Origin of the sequence: Anaerotignum sp. MB30-C6 (assembly GCF_030908465.1) — a bacterium.
GTDB lineage: Bacteria > Bacillota > Clostridia > Lachnospirales > Anaerotignaceae > Chakrabartyella.
Window position 1 is genome coordinate 1,880,454 of record NZ_CP133078.1, and the last position, 21,016, is coordinate 1,901,469.

At 40.2% G+C, this 21,016-nt stretch carries 22 protein-coding genes; 6 read left to right on the forward strand and 16 right to left on the reverse strand.

Annotated features, from left to right (window positions below):
* Positions 1–293: 293 nt before the first annotated feature.
* Positions 294–1,043: a Crp/Fnr family transcriptional regulator gene (locus RBQ60_RS09295; RefSeq protein ID WP_307883411.1), complete on the reverse strand. Its 750-nt coding sequence runs from the start codon at positions 1,041–1,043 to the stop codon at positions 294–296.
* 107 nt (positions 1,044–1,150) lie between these two features.
* On the opposite strand from RBQ60_RS09295, the gene RBQ60_RS09300 reads away from it, so the two are divergent.
* A complete protein-coding gene (locus RBQ60_RS09300) occupies positions 1,151–1,576 on the forward strand; it encodes a DMT family transporter (RefSeq protein WP_307883412.1) in 426 nt (141 codons plus the stop codon).
* 12 nt (positions 1,577–1,588) lie between these two features.
* Complete coding sequence (locus RBQ60_RS09305; RefSeq protein ID WP_307883413.1) at positions 1,589–2,047, forward strand: DMT family transporter; 459 nt, start codon at positions 1,589–1,591, stop codon at positions 2,045–2,047.
* Positions 2,048–2,252: 205 nt separating this feature from the next.
* Here the strand turns inward: RBQ60_RS09305 and RBQ60_RS09310 are convergent, their stop codons facing one another.
* Positions 2,253–2,561, reverse strand: coding sequence for a PadR family transcriptional regulator (locus RBQ60_RS09310; protein WP_331654178.1), 309 nt, complete (start codon positions 2,559–2,561; stop codon positions 2,253–2,255).
* An 88-nt stretch (positions 2,562–2,649) separates the two neighbouring features.
* Between RBQ60_RS09310 and RBQ60_RS09315 the strand changes: the two genes are divergently transcribed.
* The 3 genes from RBQ60_RS09315 (at position 2,650) to RBQ60_RS09325 (ending at position 5,201) form a co-directional block, all read left to right on the forward strand.
* Positions 2,650–3,279, forward strand: a complete 630-nt coding sequence (locus RBQ60_RS09315; RefSeq protein WP_307883414.1) for an ABC transporter ATP-binding protein — start codon at positions 2,650–2,652, stop codon at positions 3,277–3,279.
* Between the two features lies 1 nt (position 3,280).
* Positions 3,281–4,063: an ABC transporter permease gene (locus RBQ60_RS09320; RefSeq protein ID WP_307883415.1), complete on the forward strand. Its 783-nt coding sequence runs from the start codon at positions 3,281–3,283 to the stop codon at positions 4,061–4,063.
* Positions 4,064–4,463: 400 nt separating this feature from the next.
* Entirely contained in the window at positions 4,464–5,201 is a 738-nt protein-coding gene (locus RBQ60_RS09325) for a GNAT family N-acetyltransferase (RefSeq protein ID WP_307883416.1), read from the forward strand.
* Between the two features lie 381 nt (positions 5,202–5,582).
* On the opposite strand, the gene RBQ60_RS09330 is transcribed toward RBQ60_RS09325, so the two are convergent.
* From RBQ60_RS09330 to cysK, 8 genes are all read right to left on the reverse strand, one after another.
* Complete coding sequence (locus tag RBQ60_RS09330) at positions 5,583–6,629, reverse strand: FAD-binding protein (RefSeq protein ID WP_307883417.1); 1,047 nt, start codon at positions 6,627–6,629, stop codon at positions 5,583–5,585.
* Between the two features lie 311 nt (positions 6,630–6,940).
* Entirely contained in the window at positions 6,941–7,996 is a 1,056-nt protein-coding gene (locus RBQ60_RS09335) for an NAD(P)H-dependent flavin oxidoreductase (protein WP_307883418.1), read from the reverse strand.
* A 403-nt stretch (positions 7,997–8,399) separates the two neighbouring features.
* The gene (locus RBQ60_RS09340; protein WP_331654179.1) at positions 8,400–9,248 is read right to left on the reverse strand and encodes a tRNA lysidine(34) synthetase; all 849 of its coding nucleotides are present in this window, start codon (positions 9,246–9,248) and stop codon (positions 8,400–8,402) included.
* Entirely contained in the window at positions 9,245–10,381 is a 1,137-nt protein-coding gene (locus RBQ60_RS09345) for a cysteine desulfurase family protein (protein ID WP_307883419.1), read from the reverse strand. Before RBQ60_RS09345 ends, RBQ60_RS09340 begins: the two co-directional genes overlap by 4 nt.
* Positions 10,378–11,145, reverse strand: a complete 768-nt coding sequence (locus RBQ60_RS09350; RefSeq protein WP_307883420.1) for a tRNA threonylcarbamoyladenosine dehydratase — start codon at positions 11,143–11,145, stop codon at positions 10,378–10,380. Before RBQ60_RS09350 ends, RBQ60_RS09345 begins: the two co-directional genes overlap by 4 nt.
* Positions 11,146–11,200: 55 nt before the next feature.
* A complete protein-coding gene (mnmA, locus tag RBQ60_RS09355) occupies positions 11,201–12,292 on the reverse strand; it encodes a tRNA 2-thiouridine(34) synthase MnmA (RefSeq protein WP_307883421.1) in 1,092 nt (363 codons plus the stop codon).
* A gap of 205 nt (positions 12,293–12,497) precedes the next feature.
* Positions 12,498–13,694: a trans-sulfuration enzyme family protein gene (locus tag RBQ60_RS09360; RefSeq protein ID WP_307883422.1), complete on the reverse strand. Its 1,197-nt coding sequence runs from the start codon at positions 13,692–13,694 to the stop codon at positions 12,498–12,500.
* Positions 13,695–13,806: 112 nt separating this feature from the next.
* Positions 13,807–14,739, reverse strand: coding sequence for a cysteine synthase A (gene cysK, locus RBQ60_RS09365; protein WP_307883423.1), 933 nt, complete (start codon positions 14,737–14,739; stop codon positions 13,807–13,809).
* Between the two features lie 236 nt (positions 14,740–14,975).
* On the opposite strand from cysK, the gene RBQ60_RS09370 reads away from it, so the two are divergent.
* A complete protein-coding gene (locus RBQ60_RS09370; protein ID WP_307883424.1) occupies positions 14,976–15,404 on the forward strand; it encodes an RrF2 family transcriptional regulator in 429 nt (142 codons plus the stop codon).
* Positions 15,405–15,590: 186 nt separating this feature from the next.
* Here the strand turns inward: RBQ60_RS09370 and RBQ60_RS09375 are convergent, their stop codons facing one another.
* From RBQ60_RS09375 to RBQ60_RS09400, 6 genes are read right to left on the reverse strand one after another with little or no spacing between them, the layout of a single operon-like run.
* A complete protein-coding gene (locus tag RBQ60_RS09375) occupies positions 15,591–16,766 on the reverse strand; it encodes a pyridoxal phosphate-dependent aminotransferase (protein ID WP_307883425.1) in 1,176 nt (391 codons plus the stop codon).
* Positions 16,767–16,778: 12 nt separating this feature from the next.
* Positions 16,779–18,110 carry a phenylacetate--CoA ligase family protein gene (locus RBQ60_RS09380; RefSeq protein ID WP_307883426.1) on the reverse strand — a complete coding sequence of 444 codons (1,332 nt, stop codon included), beginning with the start codon at positions 18,108–18,110 and terminating at the stop codon, positions 16,779–16,781.
* 11 nt (positions 18,111–18,121) lie between these two features.
* A complete protein-coding gene (locus RBQ60_RS09385; RefSeq protein WP_307883427.1) occupies positions 18,122–19,015 on the reverse strand; it encodes a thiamine pyrophosphate-dependent enzyme in 894 nt (297 codons plus the stop codon).
* Positions 19,012–20,178 carry a hypothetical protein gene (gene porA / locus RBQ60_RS09390; protein WP_331654180.1) on the reverse strand — a complete coding sequence of 389 codons (1,167 nt, stop codon included), beginning with the start codon at positions 20,176–20,178 and terminating at the stop codon, positions 19,012–19,014. The genes RBQ60_RS09385 and porA overlap by 4 nt, the downstream gene beginning before the upstream one ends.
* Positions 20,178–20,468 carry a 4Fe-4S binding protein gene (locus tag RBQ60_RS09395; protein ID WP_307883428.1) on the reverse strand — a complete coding sequence of 97 codons (291 nt, stop codon included), beginning with the start codon at positions 20,466–20,468 and terminating at the stop codon, positions 20,178–20,180. Before RBQ60_RS09395 ends, porA begins: the two co-directional genes overlap by 1 nt.
* Positions 20,465–21,001 carry a 2-oxoacid:acceptor oxidoreductase family protein gene (locus RBQ60_RS09400; protein ID WP_307883429.1) on the reverse strand — a complete coding sequence of 179 codons (537 nt, stop codon included), beginning with the start codon at positions 20,999–21,001 and terminating at the stop codon, positions 20,465–20,467. The genes RBQ60_RS09395 and RBQ60_RS09400 overlap by 4 nt, the downstream gene beginning before the upstream one ends.
* Between the last annotated feature and the right edge of the window lie 15 nt (positions 21,002–21,016).

Consider the following 21,016-nt stretch of genomic DNA (forward strand, 5'->3'; position numbering starts at 1 on the left):
CTAAAAGCAATCATTATCTGTAGACAAAAACAGAGTGGCAAAAATCGATAATCAATTTCCGCCACTCTATTCTTAATTTTGAACATATTTTCAAAATCCCTTCTGGTTATTGTGTCTCAACGAAATTCCTCTTAACTTGGGAAACAAACATACTGCTTTAGTATATTCCAATTATTTCTAGGACTTTTCCCTTAATTTTAAATGTACTCATTTCAGAAAATAGCCCCTTTCAAATTATGCAACACATAGTAAGTTCGTTCTAGAAAAAAAAATATGTAAGTTCGTCTGATTCATTAAACCTTATGAGGATAGGTTTCAACATGAAGTTTCCGCAAATTCACTTCGTCCAGTACATAAATAGTCCCATCAACCATCTCAATCAAACCTCGGCTTTCTAACTCACCTAATGACCTCGTTAGATGCCTGTAAGTAGTTCCTAATAACTCAGCAAGTTCTTTGTGAGAGTAAGGAAAAGTTATTACATTAGAGTCTGCACTTAGGTATTCCAACATGAAACTTGCCAAGCGATTACGCAGCGGATATAGGATGTTACTAGAACTCACACTGGTGATATGATCAAATTTATTGCATAGATCAGAGCAAAGGTATCGTAAAAAAGCATTATCGTTTAATCCAATCTTTTGAATGACCTGCATAGGGAATGCTAGACATAAGCTATTGGACAATACTTCCACACTACAACGATATTTTGTACCGGTAATCAATTCTATATCACCTAAATTCGTAAGGGTATCAAAAATTCTCAGTGTTAAAATTTTACCATTATCTGAAGTGGTGTATACTTTTACATTACCTTTGAGCAGTATATAAAAATAACGTAGAGGTTCCCCTAATTCACAAAGTAAGTCACCTTTTTTGAAGCGATGAAATTCATGATATTCTTCCATATCCTTGTGGATAATACCCTCTAATTGATAAAGTGCAAGATATTTTCGAAGCTCTTGACTATCTCTGTATTTATACAAAATATCAACCCCCTGATCCAAAGCATATAACAGTATCATTAAATCAGTTATAATCATAACTCAAATAGAATTACCTGTAAATATCATTATACGTCTTTGACAAATGTCCTATTTGATCTATTTCAAGATATGTTACCATTAAAAAAAGAAGAAAGGAGAAATGAATGATGTATAAGGCACTCGCTACATTTGATGGTGTATTAATTGCTTTAATGGTGGCTTTCAATGGGTTACTAGCCTTGCACATTGGGAATAATCAATCATTGCTGGTGATCCATTTTGTTGGGCTTTTCGGAACAATCCTTCTACTACTAGGAAGCCGTGGCAAGCTTCAAAGCATAAGAGGCTTACAACCCTATCACTTTATCGCTGGAGCTCTTGGTATTTTTAATGTTCTGTTTAATAATCTTAGCTTCTCGGCTCTGGGAGCCACCTTAACATTGAGCCTTAACCTGTTGGGACAATTAATCGCTTCTATGCTCATTGATCACTTCGGGCTGTTGGGACTTGCTTTGAACAAGGTTAACCGAACAAAGTTACTTGGTGTGGCCATTATGGGTCTTGGTATTATATCTATGATAATACTATAAGGGGGAAATTATATGTTTACAGCACTAGCCTTAATAGCGGGGGCACTTATCATTATATGCATTTCCATTAATGGTCAACTGGCTAATAAAGTAGGTCTCATTCAAGCTGGAATGACAAATTTCTTTGTTGGACTTATAAGCTCCATTGTATATGTTTTTATAGTAAGTGGGTTTTCTTTTGGAAATCTATCCGTTTTTGAAAAGAACATACCCGTTTATTATTTTTTAGGAGGCCTTATTGGCTCTTTAATCATGGTACTTAATAGCCTAGTCATTCGTAAATTATCCGCTGTCTACGTAACCATTTTGGTCTTTCTCGGCCAGCTAGCAACAGGGATGGTAATAGACTATTCTAAATTTAGAATGCTCTCTATGGGAAAAATCATAGGTGGAATATTAATTATCGTTGGGCTTTATTGTTATATAAAAGGCGATAGAAAACAGCAAGAACCCCAAGACGTTTTAGCCTAAAGATTAGCGATGACTTCCCTATCTATAGGTCAGTCTTTCATCAAGGTGGCTTCTGCAACCCGTATTCACCTTGTTTTTTTCAACTAAAAAAGCCTAACCAATGGTTAGGCTTCTTTTTCTATTTCTAAAGTGCAACAAAAAAATCTGGTGGCTTGCAAACACATCTGCCGATGTAGTTTGTGCAACAAAGGAAATTCAAGTAACTTTATTCTATTTCCCTCTTTAACTCATCAATTTTGCCCCTTGCCGCCTGAAGAACTGCATTTCCCTCTTCGGTAATGGAGTAATACTTCCTGACCTTTCCTCCTACTTTCTTATGGTTCATAAATAATAAACCGTCTTTCTCAAGATTATGAAATATAGGATACAGTGTTCCCGCACTTATTTCATATCCGTGATTCTTTAATTCCTCAATTATCCAAGAACCATATATGGGTTCTTTTTTTGCGTGATACAAAATATGCACTTGAATGAAGGCCAAAAATAACTTTCTTAAAACAGGTTCTTGCATCATAACACCTCCCATGATACAATTATCGAAATCTGATATCGTACTTCGTTTTTATAATATCACATCTAATTGCAACGTACAAGGAGGCATTATGGAGTTATTTTCTATTCACAATGTTCAGTTCAAGAATATTGTGAACGTTAACTATAATCAAATTAAGATAGAGGAATGCAAAACCACTTTTATCTGTGGGAAAAGCGGTTCTGGCAAAAGTACACTATTAAAGTTGCTCAATGCATCACTTTCCGCCGACCATGGCGAAGTACTTTTCAGAAACAAACCCATAATGGACTATGATACAATCTCCTTGCGCAAAGAAGTCACCCTTGTTTCACAGAATGTTTTTCTTTTTGATGACACAATCAAAAATAACTTTGTACGGTTTTATGACTACCGAGAGGAAAAGCCCCCAAGTGAAGTGGAGATTTTAGAGTATCTGAAGCTATGTATGGCGAATTTTTCCTTGGATACCAATTGCAAAGGGTTGTCTGGTGGTGAAAGGCAACGTGTTTTTGTCTCCATTTTTCTATCCTTCAAACCGAAGGTTTTGCTCCTTGATGAGCCAACCTCGGCACTTGATGAAGCCACATCCAATGCATTGGTACACAATTTAAAAGAACATTGCATGAAAAACGGAATGACACTTATTGTCATATCTCATGATAAAACCCTAGCCGAGAATCATTCCGATACAATCATTGACCTAAATTTGGAGGCATAGTATGAATCATATTGTTGTATTAAACCTTTGGCAATTCGGCATTGTTTATTTGCTTTTGCTTATTGTTTTGGCAGTTTTCAAGCGATGCAAAATCAATCAAAGTAAATTTTTGCTGATCGGAAGCCTTCGTATGACAGTACAACTTGTCCTTGCAGGGCTTGTATTGACCTATATTTTTGAGAATCCCCACCCACTCTTTGTTCTACTATATCTTGCGGCTATGATTGCCATGTCAATTCATACGGCGCTTTCAAGAAATAGGGAAATCAATAAAAGATTTCGGGCAATTGTCGCCTGTTCCCTTGGGTTTACTGGTTTTTTCATGATTCTGTTTTTTGTTTTAGGGGTTGTGGGCGTCAACTTTTGGAATCCTCAGTATACCATTCCCATCAGCGGAATGATTATGGGTAACGCCATGACAGGCGTTAGCCTTGGGCTTAAGACTTTTCAAGAAAATGTAAAAACACAGAAAGCTCAAATTGAGGCCCTAATGAATGCGGGTGCTACCCCGAAAAGTATTTTACTACCCTTTGTAAACAAAGGTGTAGAAACGGCATTGCTCCCTACAATTAACTCCATGCTTGGTATGGGTATCATCTCCCTGCCTGGCATGATGACGGGGCAAATACTCTCAGGAACATTGCCTACCACAGCCATTTTATATCAAATTGCCATTATGATAACGATTACCACAGTTGTTTGCCTTGCAGTCTTTTTTTCTTTATTTTTTGGATACAGAACGCTTTACAATAAGAAAAATCAGATATCTTTAGATTTATTATAAAAAGGCATGAACGATTTCTAATATAAAGAGTTGCTACAATAGCTTAAATAATATTTGCTTTTCCAGCAATACTATTTAGGCTATTTTTATTCTTAATGCCGTTCGAAATGCATATTGATTTGTGGCCTCTGGGGGCTAAATATATTTAATGTCTGTACCTTTCTATTGGGTTTGAGTCATTATATTGGGCAGTCCAAACATTATCAATAGACTTTTTACCCCTTTAAAAGGTTAATTACATGATGCAATGCAGGCCCATTTTCTCCTTCTCTGCTATTCCAACTATATTGTTGAATATTTATATTACCCATGGTAAACTAAAAAATAATTCTAACGTGAAACGCAATGCCGATCAAAAAAAAGAATTTTATTAGTTGGGTTAAGAAAAGTGGTGAATTGAATGATTAACAATGAGGCAAAAGGATTGTTTGATGGTTGGGATGAAGCACTCATATGGTCGTGCTTGCAAGGGCATATGGGAACGTTGCTTGTAAGTCCTGATGATACGCCAAAATCTGCGATGATTGATATCGGAGACTTTTGCTTTTTGGCCGGGGAACCAAACACCCATATTCTCGGCTCTATCACTGGATTTAAACTATTAGTTCCTAAAGATGCTCCTTGGGAACTTGTAATAGAAGATTTTTTTGGCAAAAAAGTAAAAAAGATATTACGGTACGCCATCAAAAAAGAGGCAGATGTGTTTCATGTAGCAACCCTGACTTCATATGTAACGGCACTTGACGATTGCTATGAGCTTCGACTGTTTGACCAGACAATATTCCAACTTGCTCAAAAGGAAAGTTGGTCTATGGATTTGTGCTCTCAGTTTAGAGACTTCTCAGATTATCAAAATCGTGCAATAGGAGTAGCAATACTCCATGATGAAAAATTGGTAGCAGGCGCTTCGCCATATGCAACCTATGATAATGGGATTGAAATTGAAATAGATACAAAACCCGAATATAGACAAAAAGGCCTTGCTACAGTGTGTGGCGCAAAGCTGATACTGGAATGCTTGAAAAGAAATATATATCCCAGCTGGGATGCCCACGATTTACGTTCCGTTCGTTTGGCAGAGAAGCTAGGATATCATCTGTCACATCCTTATGTTACATATGAACTTTCAGAAGAATAACCTACCCTTAAATGAATAACCAGCAAAAGCCACCTAATCAAGAAACAGTGCCATTGGGTTTGTAATGGTTAGTTGTTACTTTAAAATCCCATAGGTTTTCTCCCTTCCTTTCAAACGGATGAATCATGAAATAAATTAAAAGGAAATAGGGATTCAACTTCCATGGTGGTAGTGAATTAACTTAGTAAAAAAGAAAAAAGAGTAGTCAAGATGCTACTCTTTTCCTTTTTATTCGTAAGTGACTTTATTTAGGTAGACTTCCTTGAAATTGCAGCCTTCTATGTTTACTTTCAAGTTCCTAATCCCTTTTTATCAAAAATGAATTAATCCTCCATGGTAAGCTCTTTGCTTAACCTATTATTTAACGTTTTCGAGTATTTTTTATTTTATTTCTATTGAAGTAATACGGCTTAACATAACAAGCTTTCGCAGTATTGGATGATACATAAAGGGGCACTTGATTATCTTTTTTAATATCTTAAAGCGGAGCCAAAAAGTTTTTAGGAAATACTTTTTTTCCTTATTTTCATTTTTGTGAGCAAAAACCTCGGCTAATGCGGTTGCGCTATCAATGGCAAAGCTGATACCTTCAAGGGAACTAGGGCTAATGAAACCTACAGCCTCTCCGATCAAAAAAGCTCCTTCTTTACCTGTACATATGTCAAAATAAGATTTAGGACGTAAAACCATGCATGCTTCTGTTTTAAGGGGATCTCCAAAAGTAAAACCGTATTTTTTCAACCGTTCTTTTTGTTTTTCAAATGCCTTTTGACAACCTTGGGGTGGGAAGGCACCTCCAAATATAAAAACATCATCTTTCGAGATAGACCAAGAACAACAATCACTGGTTTTTCTATCAAAAATGCAGGAGTAAAAGGGAGTTTGATGCTGTTCATGAAACCATTGCTGTATGGCAATATAGCTGGGTATTGTCTTATTGGGGTACAAAGTCTTTCGAACTAGGGAGTTAGCCCCGTCTGCGCCAACAATATATCGAGCCTTAAAAACTTGGCCGTCAAAAAGTTTTACGGTATACCCCTCTTCATTTTTAACAAGACTACGCACACTTCCATTTATTGTTTTCACATTCTCTTGAGCCAAGCTTAAAAGCCACATATCAAACTTGTGACGATTTAAATTGATATATGTTCTTTGATAATGACGTATCAAGCCAGTCTCAACATCTATGGTTTTTACAGAAAAAATTTGTGGGTCCACCAATACAGCCTTTGGCATTGTGATATCCAATTGTGCCAATGAGCGCTGTGCATCTTCGGAAAAGAGTCCACCACAAGGCTTTTGAAATCCCCCTTCACTTTGCTTTTTATCGATTAAAATAACATGATACTTTTTAGGCAAAAGTCTGGCAAAGGTTGCCCCAGCCGGTCCACCTCCAATGATCAATATATCGCAAGATTCGTCCGTCATATTATAATGCTCCTTTACAGTTACTACAGATAAAACAAAATGTTTCTCCAAAAGTCAGTTAAGATATAGTTCATACTACCACTTGTAACAATATACGTAAACGTTCATGGGGAATTTGTAAAACTTTTGTAAAGCAATTGTATACCCTTGTTCGTTTGTCTTACAAACAAGCACAAAGCGACAACTAACCCTCGCCACCAGCACAATTTGCTACCTCTTAGATAATTTTAAATAAGGGCATTAAAAACCGTCAAATTTTTAAAAAAAATAGACCTTGGGGATGTTTTAACACCAAGGTCTTAATTTACATTCTAGCTATTTAATTCTTCAAATATTTCTTTTACCGTTGTCATTTTATCCACACGCCATACATTCTCACCGCAGAAAAGCAGAGAATCTTCTTTTTCACCTACGGCAGCTTCAATGAGGGCACGGGTAATGCAGTAATGGGTTGTCGCCGGATCACAGTTCTCTATACAGCCAAAACATTTTTCCACTGGTCGACGGCTTGTTTGTCTTTCCTTAGCAAAGCTGTTACGGATGGCCCTACCCGGTAAGCCCACTGGGCTTTTCACAATCATAACATCTTCTTTTTTTGCTTCTATATAGGCTTGTTTGTAGGCATCAGCTGCATCGCACTCTTGGGTGGCTACGAATCGGGTTGCCATTTGAACGCCACTGCAACCAAGACTTACATAATGGTCAATATCAGCCCGATCATAAACTCCCCCAGCAAAAAACACAGGAATGTGGCCATACTTTTCTTCAAAGGTATTTACGTATTCAACTATTTTTACGACCTCTTGATCAAATTCTTCATTGGTCAAGTTTTCTGCCTCCTCTGGTGTAAAGCCTAAATGACCACCGGCTTTTGGCCCTTCAATAACCAGAAAGTCAGACACCCTACCAAATTTCTTGTCCCATCTTTTGAATATCAATTGGGTTGCTCTTAAAGAAGACACAATGGGCGCAAATTTGACTTTTGTATCCTTAAGCAGTTCCGGTAGTTCCAATGGCAGACCTGCACCAGAGATAATGGCATCAGCACCGTTTTCTACACAACATTGTACATACTGTCCATAATTTTTGCACGCACGCATGATGTTTACGCCAATTAAGCCGCCGTTGCTTATTTCTTTGGCCTTCCTTATATTCTCAGCCAATGCCTCAAGATTTGCTTTCAAAGGCTCTTTGGCAAAGTTCTCTTTTAAAAATCCAGGTTGTGCCGCAGATATAACACCCATTCCACCTTGGGCAGCAACTGCCCCAGCTAAACGCCAAAGGCTTATACCTATACCCATTCCACCTTGTATAATCGGCACATTCATTGCTAAATCACCGATTCGTACCCCTTTGAGTTTATTCATTATACACCTCATCTTGTAATCATTATCATTACTTAGTCTCTAAATATAATAATATATACCATATCATCTGTCAATAAAAACTACATCAACTTGTTTGCCACTCTATAGCCACTGAGAAGTTTTTGTAAATTGACAAATGTAAACTCCTCGTTCAAACCCAATCTATTGTTTTATTAATAGGATTATCTGTATCAATATAAATCTCTTTCTCTTGTAAATAAAAGCTAAGATAGGCTTCACCTGTCCTGACAGTAATAAAAATAGCCTAGGTATCATTCGCCTGGTTTTCACCAATGATACTTAGACTATTTGGAAAAATACTTCCCCCTAGGCAGAATAGGGAGCAACCTTTTACGAACTTTTTGATACGCCTATTATTGAATGTTTTTACTAGGGATTGCTTTCAATCTTTTCTATAGCTATCTAAAAATGAGTATCGAATACCTTTTTCTTTATATCCAACCATTGTATCCAGTGAAACGGCGTGAATACTATTGAAAATACTTTTTTCAATATTGGGATTATCTCTTTTTAGTCTGCGAAGAAGCGTTTTAATTTCCTCACGCTTGGAGCCACCACTACCATTATCACACATAGTGCAATTTTCTGTAAATCGGCAGGCACATTGAATAAATTCCAAATCGTTATAGCGCTTCCAGCTCAAAATACTTTCCTCGCCAATACAATACATAGGACGAATCAATTCCATACCCTCAAAATTTTTGCTGTGCAATTTTGGTAGCATTCCCTGTATTTGAGAGGCATAAAACATCCCCATAACCGTGGTTTCAATTACATCATTAAAATGATGTCCCAGAGCAATTTTGTTACAACCCAGTGATTGTGCCTTATGATAAAGATGGCCACGGCGCATACGGGCACATAGATAGCACGGGGAGTCCTCGGTATGATTGGCAACTTCAAAAATGTTAGTTTCAAAAACCGTAATGGGTATATGAAGCAAAGCGGCATTGCTTTCAATTTTTTGTCTGTTTATTTCGTTATATCCCGGATCCATCACCAAAAAAACCAATTCAAAAGGAACCTCACTATGACGCTGTAATTCTTGCAAAAGCTTTGCCATCAGCATGGAATCCTTTCCGCCAGAAATGCATACGGCAATTTTGTCGTTGGCTTGTATTAATTCATACTGCTTCACTGCTTTTATGAAGGGATTCCAAATTTCCTTGCGATATTTTTTAACAATACTGCGTTCGATCATTTGATTTGGTGTTAATTCTCGTCTCATCATTCGTTCCCCCTTTTTGCAGAAAGCTTATGGTAGCAGAGGTCAAATACCCTTAACAATTCTTGTATTTCATCCTCTGTGGTTAAATGACTTAAGCTAATCCGCCATGAAGATAATGCATTTTTCCGATCCTGACTTATGGCAAAAACAGGGCGAGAGGGTTGTCCATCAGCAGAACACGCTGATTTCACCGATACACAAATTTCGTATTCATCCAAAGCCCTCTGAAAAACAGTTCCTTTCACACCATACACACTTAAATTCAAGATGTGGGGGACAGCATTCTCTGGACTATTTATCCGAACATTGGGGTAGGTTTCTAAGGCTTTTCGTAGCTTCCTGTTAAAGTTTTTCACCACTTCATAATGTTTACTTTGTTCCTTCAATGAAATTTCCAGAGCAGCTTCTGTTGCAGCGGCAAGGGCCAATGTAGGCGTACCACTGCGATAAATCGTTGTACTAGCTCCGCCATGAATCAAAGGCTCAATGATTAAATTCTTTCGTTTTAATAATATCCCACATCCATTCAACCCATAAAACTTATGCCCTGTAAAGCTCATGGTATCAACCCCTTGAAAGGAAACCCGAGTTTTTCCTATGGATTGGGTAGCATCCACATGAAGACGACAATTAGGGTGAGTCTTTAAAATCTCTATAATCTGAGAAATGGGCTGTATACATCCTAATTCGCTGTCCACGCCGCAAATTGCAACCAAAATGGTGTCTTCTCGTAGTAGTTCCTCCAGTTCCTTTAGATTTACAGTACCGTCCCTTTCCAGCCTAAGCAAATCAATTTCATACCCCTGTTCCTGCAGGGCAGTCAAGCAACCGCTGACAGAGGAATGCTCCAAAGGCGTAGAAATAATATGCCGACCAATATGTCGAGCAGAACGGGCAATCCCTTTGATTGCTAAATTATTTGCTTCACTGGCTCCTGATGTATAAATAATTTCTGCGGGGTTGACCTTTAATAATTGTGCAATCCCCTCTGTCACCTTTGCCATTTCCCATTGAGCTCTTTTTCCTGCCTCATGGGTAGAGTTTGGGTTTCCTATAAATTCCCTTTCAACCTGTATAAAACGCTCCAGTACCTTTGGCGCAACAGGGGTATTTGCAGAATAATCTAAATAAATCATAAGCTTCCTCCAAACCTTGAAATGTCCTTTATCACTTCCCCCGCAAGGATTAGGCCTGCCACGGCGGGAACAAAGGCATTACTCCCGGGAACTTGCCTGCGTTGAGTACATTTTCTTGTGGTTCCCGAGGGACAAATGCAATGACTGTGGCAGCTAATTCCACTATGTTCTACCGGGGTAATTGGCAATTCCTTGGAATATACAACTTTCAGCTTTTTGACCCTTCGTTTTTTCAACTCGTGACGCATCACCCGTGCCAAGGGACATACGGAAGTTTTGTAGATATCCGCTACCTGAAAAGCAGAAGCGTCCATTTTGTTGCCCGCCCCCATACAGCTAATAATCGGTACACCTGCTTGATTTGCTTGCATCACTAGCTCAATCTTTCCGCTTACCGTATCAATGGCATCTACTACATAATCGTACTTGGAAAAGTCGAATGCATCCGCAGTTTGGGAACTAAAAAAAGTTTTATAAATATGGATTACGGCATGGGGATTGATATCCAAAATCCTCTCTTTTGCCAATGTAACCTTATCATGTCCCACCGTACTCCTTGTTGCGATGATCTGTCGATTCAGGTTCGTTAGGCACACCTGATCATCGTCCACCAAATCGAAGGTGCCCACACCACTACGTGCTAGGGCTTCAACGGTATACCCGCCAACACCACCAATACCGAACACTGCTACCCGTGCTTGGCTCAATCGGTTCATTCCGTCCTCTCCAATGAGTAACTCCGTTCTTGAAAATTGATTCAGCATTTCTGTATTACTCCCTTATCTTTTTTATAATAGCAGTTTTAATAAACTTCTTATTTTAGGAAAGAACTTCTAAAATCGTTCCTCCTCCAACAACCACGTCCTCATCATATAGAACCAGCGCCTGCCCTGGCGTTATGGCTCGCTGGGGAGTATCAAATTCCACACGAACCTGCCCCTTTCCTAATGGTGATACCGTTGCCCATTGCTCTTGTTGGCGATAACGGGTTTTCCCTCGAAATCTCATAGGCTTGTCTAATTCTTCAAAGGCTATCCAGTTCATATCTTCCGCAATGAAGGCCTTGCTATAGAGAGCCGACTCTGGCCCTACCGTAACTGTATTTTCTTCCATAGACTTTCCACACACATAAACTGGCTCACCCATAGCCAATCCCAAACCTTTTCGCTGGCCCAGCGTATAGCGCACCGCCCCCATATGCTGCCCCACAATATTGCCCATCTGATCCAAAAAATCTCCGGGTGGGTAATGCTTGCCTGTATATTCCTCCATAAATTTGGTATAATCGCCTTGGGGAACAAAGCAAATATCCTGACTGTCATGCTTTCTTGCATTGACAAAGTCCAACTCATCTGCCAATTCCCTGACCTCTTGTTTTCGTAAGCTTCCCAACGGAAACATGGTATGGGCAAGCTGATTTTGGGTCATTGTATAAAGGGCGTAGCTTTGATCCTTGGTATCATCCAAGGCTTTTTTTAGCAAATAACGGCCAGAAGTCCGGTCTTGCTCAATTCTGGCATAGTGCCCCGTCACAACATAATATAAGTTTTTCTCATGAGCAAACTGCAAAAGTTTATCAAACTTCATATAACGGTTGCAGTCAATACAAGGGTTCGGGGTTCCCCCACTTTCATAAATACGAATAAATTTCTCCATGATTTTTTCCCGAAAATCCATGGTAAAATCCAAGACCTCATACGGCATATCCAACTGAAATGCCACCTCACTGGCATCATCAATGTCTCGCTGGGAACAACAACTACGAAAATTACAGCGGCCGATGTCCTCATTACGGTATAGACGCATGGTTGTCCCCTCACAATAGTATCCATTTTTCTTCATAAAGTATGCGGCAACGGAACTGTCCACACCGCCGCTCATGGCAATCAAAGCGCCTTTCTTTTCTATCATTTTCATCATCCCCACAATTCTCTTCATCGTCAATACTTTCGTAGTTTATCTTCTCCAATTGAGATATTTTCATGTCCCCCAAAAACATGGTTTCCCAAACATATTTAAGAACGCAAACATGGTCAATTGCTATCAAAATAATTGCAGCAATTGACCCTATTTTTGCTATGAAAAGAGCATATTTAATTTAAACTTAAAATAAGTTTTATTCATATAACCCGCATTTTTCCAAGGCCTGCTTCAAATCCTCAATAATATCTTCTTTATCTTCAAGTCCCACAGAAAAACGGAAAAACCCATTGGAAAATCTTTTTGGATACAAGTATTGACGCTCATCCTTTTCACCCAAAAAAACAATCAAGCTTTCGTCGTGTCCCAATGAAACTGCAGAGGTAATTACCTGTAAGTTGCTTACAAATCGATTATGGGTGTTGTGGTCTGCTTTTAATCCAAAAGAGAGTACCCCACCAAACCCAGGGGACATTTGCCTCACCGCCACTTCATGGCCAGGGTCATTCTCCAAGCCTGGGTATGCAACAAAACTGACGCCAGGCTGTGCTTCCAGCCATTTGGCAACCTCCAGAGCATTTTCATTATGCTGACGCATACGAAGGGGCAAAGTTACCGACCCACGCATAATAAGCCATGCATTAAAGGGGCTAATGGTTCCCCCTAAATTGATTTGAGATTGGCTACGAATGCTATCCAAATGCTCCGTTTTCCCAACAATCGCCCCACCCATGGAATCCCCATGGCCATTGATATATTTCGTTAGGCTTTCTATGACAAAATCTGCACCCAACTCAATGGGGCGTTGATTAAAAGGAGAAGCGAAGGTATTATCCACAGACAACAATGCGCCATTTTCATGGGCGATTGTTGCAATGGCAGAAATATCTGAAATGGTTAAGGTTGGATTACCGGGTGTCTCTATATGAATCAGCTTAGTGTTCGGTCGAATGGCCGCCAGAACATTTGCAGGATCAGAGGTATCCACCAAGGTACTTTCAACGCCAAACTTGTTTTTAAATAGCTCATTTAACAACCGATAGGCCGCAATATAAGTTACATTGGAAAAAATAACATGATCCCCTGCATTTAGAAGGGCAAAAAACAAACCTGACAGAGCGGCAACGCCGGAAGCCAAAACAACACAATCCTCTCCGCCCTCTAAAGAAGCAATACGCTCCTGTAAATACTTCTGGTTTGTTCCACCGTTACGTGTATAGAGATTTCCCTCGGCACTGGACCAATTAACATCCGTTGGGTCGTAAGGGAGGGCATAGCTGTTTGCCATTGTAATAGGCCTTTTTACTGCGCCACTATCCTGATCTATATCATTTCCTACATGAATCGCCCTTGTGGCAAATCCAAAGGTTTTTTTCCTACCGTGCTTGTGCATCTCAAACCTCCCATCCATCCATTTCCATACTATGTTTATTGGTAATATTAGCACGTCCATTTGCCCTTGTCAATGGACAGAGAACTTCTGAAATTATTGACTTATATTAAAATCAATCCATAAACATGGGCGTGGTAAGATAACGTTCACCCGTATCAGGGAATAAAACAACTATTGTTTTTCCTTTGTTTTCAGGATTCTTCGCCAGCTGAATGGCTGCCCACAAAGCAGCACCGGAGGAAATACCAACCAAAACACCCTCAGCACGGCCGATTTGCTTTCCTGTTGCAAAGGCATCTTCATTTTCAACTGCAATGATTTCATCATAAATTTCTGTGTTCAAAACATCAGGAACGAAGCCTGCACCAATGCCCTGAATTTTGTGAGCGCCAGGAGTACCCTTACTTAATACGGGTGAAGCAGACGGCTCTACGGCAACAACTTTAATTGCAGGGTTATGCGCCTTCAAATAAGACCCAACACCGCTAACAGTTCCACCTGTGCCAACGCCTGCTACGAAAATGTCCACATTTCCATCTGTATCTTCCCAGATTTCTGGCCCTGTTGTAGCCTGATGAACGGCAGGGTTTGCAGGGTTTACAAATTGTCCAGGAACAAAGCTATTTGGTATCTCCTGAGCAAGGTCTTCTGCTTTGGCAATGGCACCCTTCATGCCTTTTGCACCATCGGTTAAAACCAATTCTGCACCGTAGGCCTTCATCAACTGGCGTCGTTCCACGCTCATTGTTTCAGGCATAACAATGATAATTTTATACCCCTTTGCTGCCGCAATGGCTGCTAAACCAATCCCTGTATTTCCTGATGTCGGCTCAATAATTACGGAATCTGGCTTTAAAATCCCCTTCTCTTCCGCATCCTCAAGCATACTTTTTGCAATTCTATCCTTTACAGAACCAGCGGGATTAAAGTACTCCAATTTAGCAAGAATTTTTGCCTCAAGTCCATATTCTCTTTCTATATGTGTCAATTCTAATAACGGTGTTTTACCAACCAGTTGATCTGCCGAAGTGTAAATTTTACTCATAATAAATTCCTCCATTCATAGTCAATCTATTTGTCAACATTTCATCATAAAAAATATCTTCCCAAATTCAACAAAATTAATTGATTTCGCCCACTACCTATATACTAAGTAGGTTTATAGGTATAATATGCTTTCTTTTCTTCTTTGTCAATAGAAAATCGTGTTTTTCATAAAAAAATTATTTGCCTTCCTATTAACCCCATTATATAATAGGTTTAAGTTTGGAGGGATTTTTTATGATGATTTCAACAAAAGGAAGATATGCATTACGTGTAATGATAGATTTAGCAGAACACCCAGGAGATTATGTGCCTTTAAAAGAAATTGCCGAACGCCAGGAAATCTCCGAAAAATATTTGGAAATTATACTAAAGTCTCTGGTGCGGGAAAAATTCATAATTGGGCAAAGAGGAAAAGGCGGTGGTTATCGTCTAAGCAAGGCCCCTGAAGCCTATACTGTGGGCAGCATTTTACGCCTAACAGAGGGTAGCCTTGCCCCTGTTGCCTGCCTGAATGATAAGGCTGAGGAATGCCCCCGAGGGCACGACTGCCGCACCCTTTCCATGTGGCAAGGCTTGGATCAACTGATTTCTGAGTATTTGGATGGCATTACCATTGCAAATCTAATGGCTTCCTACCAACCTGGAGATAACTACGTAATTTAACCACCAAGAATTTGTAAGTGGTTTAATGATTTTACCGTGGGTATAGATGAAGAAATAACCCTTTTATCTAGTATTTCATTTTTTAACTACTGACCTCAAAAAGGCACTGACTTCTCTTGGAAAAGAAGTGCCTTTTTTTGTTTATAACATATCTTTTGTTACATTACTTAAAACAGTTCACACATTTCACCTATTTCTTCTTGATGGAATCTTTTTATCTAAGTCAGCCAATCTATTTAACGCTTCATTCAGCGTATCTTCCTTTTTTGCAAAATGCAGTCGCACCAGATGATTGACGTTCTCTTTGAAAAAACTAGAGCCGGGTACAGCCCCCACGCCCACCTTTTCCGCTAAAACTTCGCAGAACTCCAAGTCACTCTCAAACCCAAAATCAGAAATATCCAGCAAAACATAGTATGCCCCTTGAGGGTTTGTATGAGTAATTCCTAAATCATTTAAGCCTTTCAAAAAAAGATTCTTCTTTTTTGTATATACACCCCGAAGCTTTTCATAATATTCATCCCCAAAGCATAATCCTGTAACTGCCGCTTCCTGCAAAGGTGCCGCCGCACCTACCGTTAAAAAGTCGTGCACCTTCTTTGCCACATCTATAGTTTCAGGAGGTGCAATGACATAACCCAAGCGCCACCCAGTGATGGAATATGTTTTTGATAAAGAGCTGCAGGAAATGGTACGTTCCCACATTCCCGGTAAAGAGGCAAAATAAACATGCTTGAATGGCTCATAGACAATGTGTTCATAAACCTCGTCAGTAATGACAAAGGTATCATATTTTTCTGCAAAATCCGCAATGATTTTCAGCTCCTCATAGGTAAATACTTTGCCACAAGGATTGGAGGGATTGCAGAGAATCAGCGCTTTTGGCTTTTCTTTAAAGGCTGCTTCCAATTCATCTGGGTTAAAGTTAAAGTCTGGGTAATGCAAAGGGACATAAATGGGTTCTGCGCCACAAAGAATGGTGTCCGCCCCATAATTCTCATAAAACGGCGAGAATACAATCACTTTATCTCCTGGGTTTGCCACTGTCATCATGGCAACCATCATGGCTTCCGTACTGCCACAGGTCACAACAATTTCTCCATTTGGGTCAATGTTTCGCCCCATCAGTCTGGACTGTTTTACAGCCAAGGCTTCTCTGAAGTTTTGCGCCCCCCATGTAATGGAATACTGATGAAAATCCTCATTGGAAACCTGTGATAGACGTGTGAGAATCTCCTTGGGCGGGTCAAAATCAGGGAAACCCTGGGAAAGGTTCACTGCATTATATTTCATAGAAATTCTTGTCATTCGTCGAATGACGGAATCGGTAAAGGTTTCTGTTCTTTTTGAAAGCTTCGGCATAGTTCCATCTCCTTAAATACTATAATCCTGTTTACGCTCGTCAATGATACGTTTTGACTTATGTTCCGAGCGGGTGTTTAATCCTCCATCGGGATGCACTTTTACGCTGGAAGGCTTCACGCCAATTCTTGCTTTCAGGGCATCGGAAATTAGTGATTCAATCTTTTCCTCAGGTTCAAAATTGTCCCCACTGCGTTCAACTTCAACGGAATATTTACACGTATAGTCTTTCTCAGAAATGCGTACAAGATACTCCCCTGTGATTCCTTTCAGATCACGAACCACAGCTTCTATATCACTAGGGAATACATTCACCGCTGAAACGATAAACATATCGTCCTTTCTGCCGTTAATATGAATTCTGCCATGGGTACGACCACAAGAACATGATGTATTGTCAATCCAGCCAATATCCCCAGTACGAAAACGCAAAAGTGGTCTTGCGTGCTTACGCAAAGTGGTAAATACCAACTCACCCACTTCCCCAGGAGGCAATATTTCCCCTGTGTGAAGGTCTATTGTTTCAACTAAAATATGATCTTCTGCAATATGTAACCCATCTTTTGCCTCACACATTGCGGCACAGGCACCAAAAATATCCGAGAGACCATAAAAATCAAAAACCTCTGCCCCCCATAAATCTTCAATGGCTTTTCTAGTTGAGTCAATAGAACCACCAAGTTCCCCTGCCACAATGATTTTACGAATGGATAAATCTTTTTTCGGATCAATACCGTTTTTAATGGCCGTTTCCCCCAAATGCCACGCATAGGATGGGCTGGTCCAGATAATTGTGGGCTGATAGGTCTTCAAAACATACAATAAACGTTCGCTGGGCAGTGTTCCACCCCAAATACACAATGCACCAAGGTTTTGGGCACCAATCACATCAGGCCCGCCAACATAAAGGGAAAAATTTAGTGCATGAACATATCTATCTTTTGGCCTCATGCCGATTTGCCAAAACCAGCGACTTTGTGCATCTTGAAATTCATCGAAATCCTTCTTGGTAAAAGGGCTCATAGTCGGAACCCCTGTGGAACCGGAGGAAGTTGAAATAAAAATCACATCCTCCTCAGGTACAGCGCATAGCTCCCCTAAAAATGAACCAATCCCTTGGGCATCACGTTGTGTTTTTTTATCAATAAAGGGTAGCTTTTGAATGTCTGAAAGGGTTTGTATATCCTCAGGCTTTATCCCTGCCTCGTCAAAGGATTTTTTATAATATGGTGCATTTTCATATGCAAATTGGACGATTTCCTTCAAGTCCCCAAGCTGACGATTTTCCAATTCTGTTCTTGTTAATGTCTCCAGCCCTTCGTTCCAATATTTCTTATCACTCATGTAATTTCCTCCTATTTCACTTTATAATTTTTTTGAATCCTTTCCCATTTTTTATCTCGGGACTCTCGCACTACTTGTATATCTTCATCCGTAAGCTGGGCAAAACGGCTTTGCTTTCTAAGATAAGTTTCTACATCTGTAAATTCTGTAGGTTTATAGTTTAAAATAAACTCATCGTTCTCATATTCTGCCAAGTACCACAAACCGCAATCTACAATTTCCTTTGCAAAGTCAATGGTCTCGTCCGTGGCTGTACCCCAGCCCGTTGGACAGGGTGCAATGACATGTATGTATTTTGTACCTTTGATTTTCGACGCCTTCTCCACTTTATTCATAAAATCATTCAAAAACCCGATGCTTGCAGTGGCAGCGTAGGCAATGCCATGGGCAGCCGTAATTTCAAACATATTCTTTTTCGGTCGAAGATTGCCTCGTATATTTTCCCCAGCAGGGGTCGTCGTTGTTTTTGCACCAAAGGGCGTTAAGGAACTTTTTTGTATCCCTGTATTCATATAAGCTTCATTGTCATAGCAGATATATAAAATGTTATCGTTGCGGTCGATGGCTCCTGAAAGGGCCTGTATCCCGATGTCGGCAGTACCGCCATCTCCGGCGAACCCTACGGCCTGAAAATCATTAATCCCTTGTGCCCGCAATCCCGCTTCTACACCCGTAAGCATAGAGGCTGTTCCTGCAAAGGTTGAAATCATTGCATTGTTGCCAAAGCAAAGTTGGGGAAAATTAAAGGCTACTGCTGACATACAGCCCGCAGGAAGAACGGCAACGGCACGTTCCCCTAGAACCTTTAAGGCAATTCGAACGGCTAAACTGCCCCCACAGCCTGCACAGGCCTTATGCCCGTAAAAGAACTCTTCCTCATTTAAAGTTTTCCCAGTTAGGCTCATTCTTCGCCACCTCCGATTCCCAAAAAGCTTACTGTGCTTTTTTCATTTTTTAACTCCTCAAAAATACTTTCAATCTCATGCTCAGAAATATTTCTGCCCCCAAGGCCCCCTATAAAATTTGAAGAAGGGATGGACAATCCAGCTTTTTGTAAGGCAGAATTCACATTGGTATATACTGTCCCTTCGTTTCCAAAAGAAATATCCTTTTCCAAAATCCCAATTGCCTTTGCATTTCTTGCAACAGCGGCAATTTCTTCATTGGGGAAGGGGCGCATGTAGCGTATACGCAATAAACCAACCTTTTCGCCTTTTTCACGATATTTATCTACCGTTTCTCGTACCAATCCCGCAATGCTTCCTAATGTTATGATGATATAATCCGCATCGTCTGCATGGTAGCTTTCCGTTAACCCTGTGTATTGACGTCCAAAAATTTCATTGAATTTATGTTCGGCTTCGTCAATGGCCTCTTTTGCACGTAAAATCCCCAAATGCTCTTTGAATTTAAAGGCCGTATTATGGTCGGGGCCTACGGAAAAAGCAAGATTTTTAGGATAAGATAAGTCCAGTTTATTTTCTGTTACATAAGGCTTGAGGAATAAATCCGCCTGTTTGGCCTCAGGAACCTCAACCACCTCATAGGTATGTGTCAATACAAAGCCATCTAAGTTGGCCATAAAAGGTGTGGAAACCTTTTTATGCTCTGCTATGTAATAGCTCATCAGCGCCAGATCCAGACTTTCTTGGGCATTTTCCGCATATGCTTGAATCCACCCGCAATCCAAAAGAGAAAGGGAGTCCCTTTGATCCCCATAGATGTTCCAAGGAAGTGCTGTGGAACGATTGGCATTCATCATTACAATGGGGAACCGTCCACCTGCGGCATAGGTTAGACACTCTGCCATGTACAATAGCCCTTGGGATGACGTTGCCGTAAAAGCACGAGCACCCACCGCCGAAGCCCCGATGGCACAAGACAGTGCCGAATGTTCTGATTCCACATGTATGAATTCTGCCTGCAAGCTGCTATCCTCCACCATCTCCGACAGTTTTTCCACTACAATGGTTTGGGGCGTAATGGGATATGCGGATATTACCTGTGGGCGTGCAAGACGAATGCCATAGGCAAACGCTTCATTTCCCGATAAAAATTCCTTCGCCATTATTTCTCCACCTCCATTTGTATCGCATCAAAATGGCACATCTTTTTACAAATGCCACATCCCTTGCAAAAATCATAATCTAGCCTCACCTTGTTTTCTTCCTTGGAAATGACACCGTCGGGACAGTATAAATAACACTGTAAACACCCTACGCATTTTTCCAAATTAATCACAGGCCGAATATTTCGCCAACCCGCATTCTTTGTAACCAGATACCCTGCTTCATATGCGGTATGATCAGGAATCTCCGAAAGGGTTGTTGGCACCTTATCTCTGAGATATGGTTTCATAGAAGCACCCCCCTATTGATTTGCGTTGCCGCCTGCTCAACAGCCGCAATATTTTTTTCATGTAACTTTTTAGGCATAAACAGCCGAATTGCCTCTTTGATATCATCAAGGTTTATGCCATCAAATACACTGGCAAAGGCTCCTAGCATTATCGTATTCGTAATGGGCTGTTTCAAAATTTCAGCTGCAATACTGTCTGCATTAATTGTAAGCACCCTCGGATTTTCAAAGCTTTGCTTTGTATTCAATAACACCTTACCTCCCTGCTTGAGCTCTGTTAAAATCCCCTCTGTAAAAAGGGTGTCGTCCAGAAAAATAATATAATCTGCTTTATCCACCTCACTTCTATTTACAACAGGCTTTGTATCTAATTTTGTAAAAGCCTGAATGGGTGCCCCCCTTCTTTCGGGCCCGAAAGAAGGAAACGCAAGGGCATATTTATTCTCGTGGGAGGAGTAAGCCGCCCCCAGTAGCCTTGCGGCAGTGAAAGCCCCCTGACCTCCCCTTCCATGCCATCGGATATTTACCATCATTCTTACCTCCATCTT

Bases quoted from the DNA above. Each gene is read 5' to 3' on its own strand.
- RBQ60_RS09295 (WP_307883411.1), bottom strand. From the start codon at position 1,043: ATGATTATAACTGATTTAATGATACTGTTATATGCTTTGGATCAGGGG.
- RBQ60_RS09300 (WP_307883412.1), top strand. From the start codon at position 1,151: ATGATGTATAAGGCACTCGCTACATTTGATGGTGTATTAATTGCTTTA.
- RBQ60_RS09305 (WP_307883413.1), top strand. From the start codon at position 1,589: ATGTTTACAGCACTAGCCTTAATAGCGGGGGCACTTATCATTATATGC.
- RBQ60_RS09310 (WP_331654178.1), bottom strand. From the start codon at position 2,561: ATGATGCAAGAACCTGTTTTAAGAAAGTTATTTTTGGCCTTCATTCAA.
- RBQ60_RS09315 (WP_307883414.1), top strand. From the start codon at position 2,650: ATGGAGTTATTTTCTATTCACAATGTTCAGTTCAAGAATATTGTGAAC.
- RBQ60_RS09320 (WP_307883415.1), top strand. From the start codon at position 3,281: ATGAATCATATTGTTGTATTAAACCTTTGGCAATTCGGCATTGTTTAT.
- RBQ60_RS09325 (WP_307883416.1), top strand. From the start codon at position 4,464: ATGATTAACAATGAGGCAAAAGGATTGTTTGATGGTTGGGATGAAGCA.
- RBQ60_RS09330 (WP_307883417.1), bottom strand. From the start codon at position 6,629: ATGACGGACGAATCTTGCGATATATTGATCATTGGAGGTGGACCGGCT.
- RBQ60_RS09335 (WP_307883418.1), bottom strand. From the start codon at position 7,996: ATGAATAAACTCAAAGGGGTACGAATCGGTGATTTAGCAATGAATGTG.
- RBQ60_RS09340 (WP_331654179.1), bottom strand. From the start codon at position 9,248: ATGATGAGACGAGAATTAACACCAAATCAAATGATCGAACGCAGTATT.
- RBQ60_RS09345 (WP_307883419.1), bottom strand. From the start codon at position 10,381: ATGATTTATTTAGATTATTCTGCAAATACCCCTGTTGCGCCAAAGGTA.
- RBQ60_RS09350 (WP_307883420.1), bottom strand. From the start codon at position 11,145: ATGCTGAATCAATTTTCAAGAACGGAGTTACTCATTGGAGAGGACGGA.
- mnmA (WP_307883421.1), bottom strand. From the start codon at position 12,292: ATGATAGAAAAGAAAGGCGCTTTGATTGCCATGAGCGGCGGTGTGGAC.
- RBQ60_RS09360 (WP_307883422.1), bottom strand. From the start codon at position 13,694: ATGCACAAGCACGGTAGGAAAAAAACCTTTGGATTTGCCACAAGGGCG.
- cysK (WP_307883423.1), bottom strand. From the start codon at position 14,739: ATGAGTAAAATTTACACTTCGGCAGATCAACTGGTTGGTAAAACACCG.
- RBQ60_RS09370 (WP_307883424.1), top strand. From the start codon at position 14,976: ATGATGATTTCAACAAAAGGAAGATATGCATTACGTGTAATGATAGAT.
- RBQ60_RS09375 (WP_307883425.1), bottom strand. From the start codon at position 16,766: ATGCCGAAGCTTTCAAAAAGAACAGAAACCTTTACCGATTCCGTCATT.
- RBQ60_RS09380 (WP_307883426.1), bottom strand. From the start codon at position 18,110: ATGAGTGATAAGAAATATTGGAACGAAGGGCTGGAGACATTAACAAGA.
- RBQ60_RS09385 (WP_307883427.1), bottom strand. From the start codon at position 19,015: ATGAGCCTAACTGGGAAAACTTTAAATGAGGAAGAGTTCTTTTACGGG.
- porA (WP_331654180.1), bottom strand. From the start codon at position 20,178: ATGGCGAAGGAATTTTTATCGGGAAATGAAGCGTTTGCCTATGGCATT.
- RBQ60_RS09395 (WP_307883428.1), bottom strand. From the start codon at position 20,468: ATGAAACCATATCTCAGAGATAAGGTGCCAACAACCCTTTCGGAGATT.
- RBQ60_RS09400 (WP_307883429.1), bottom strand. From the start codon at position 21,001: ATGATGGTAAATATCCGATGGCATGGAAGGGGAGGTCAGGGGGCTTTC.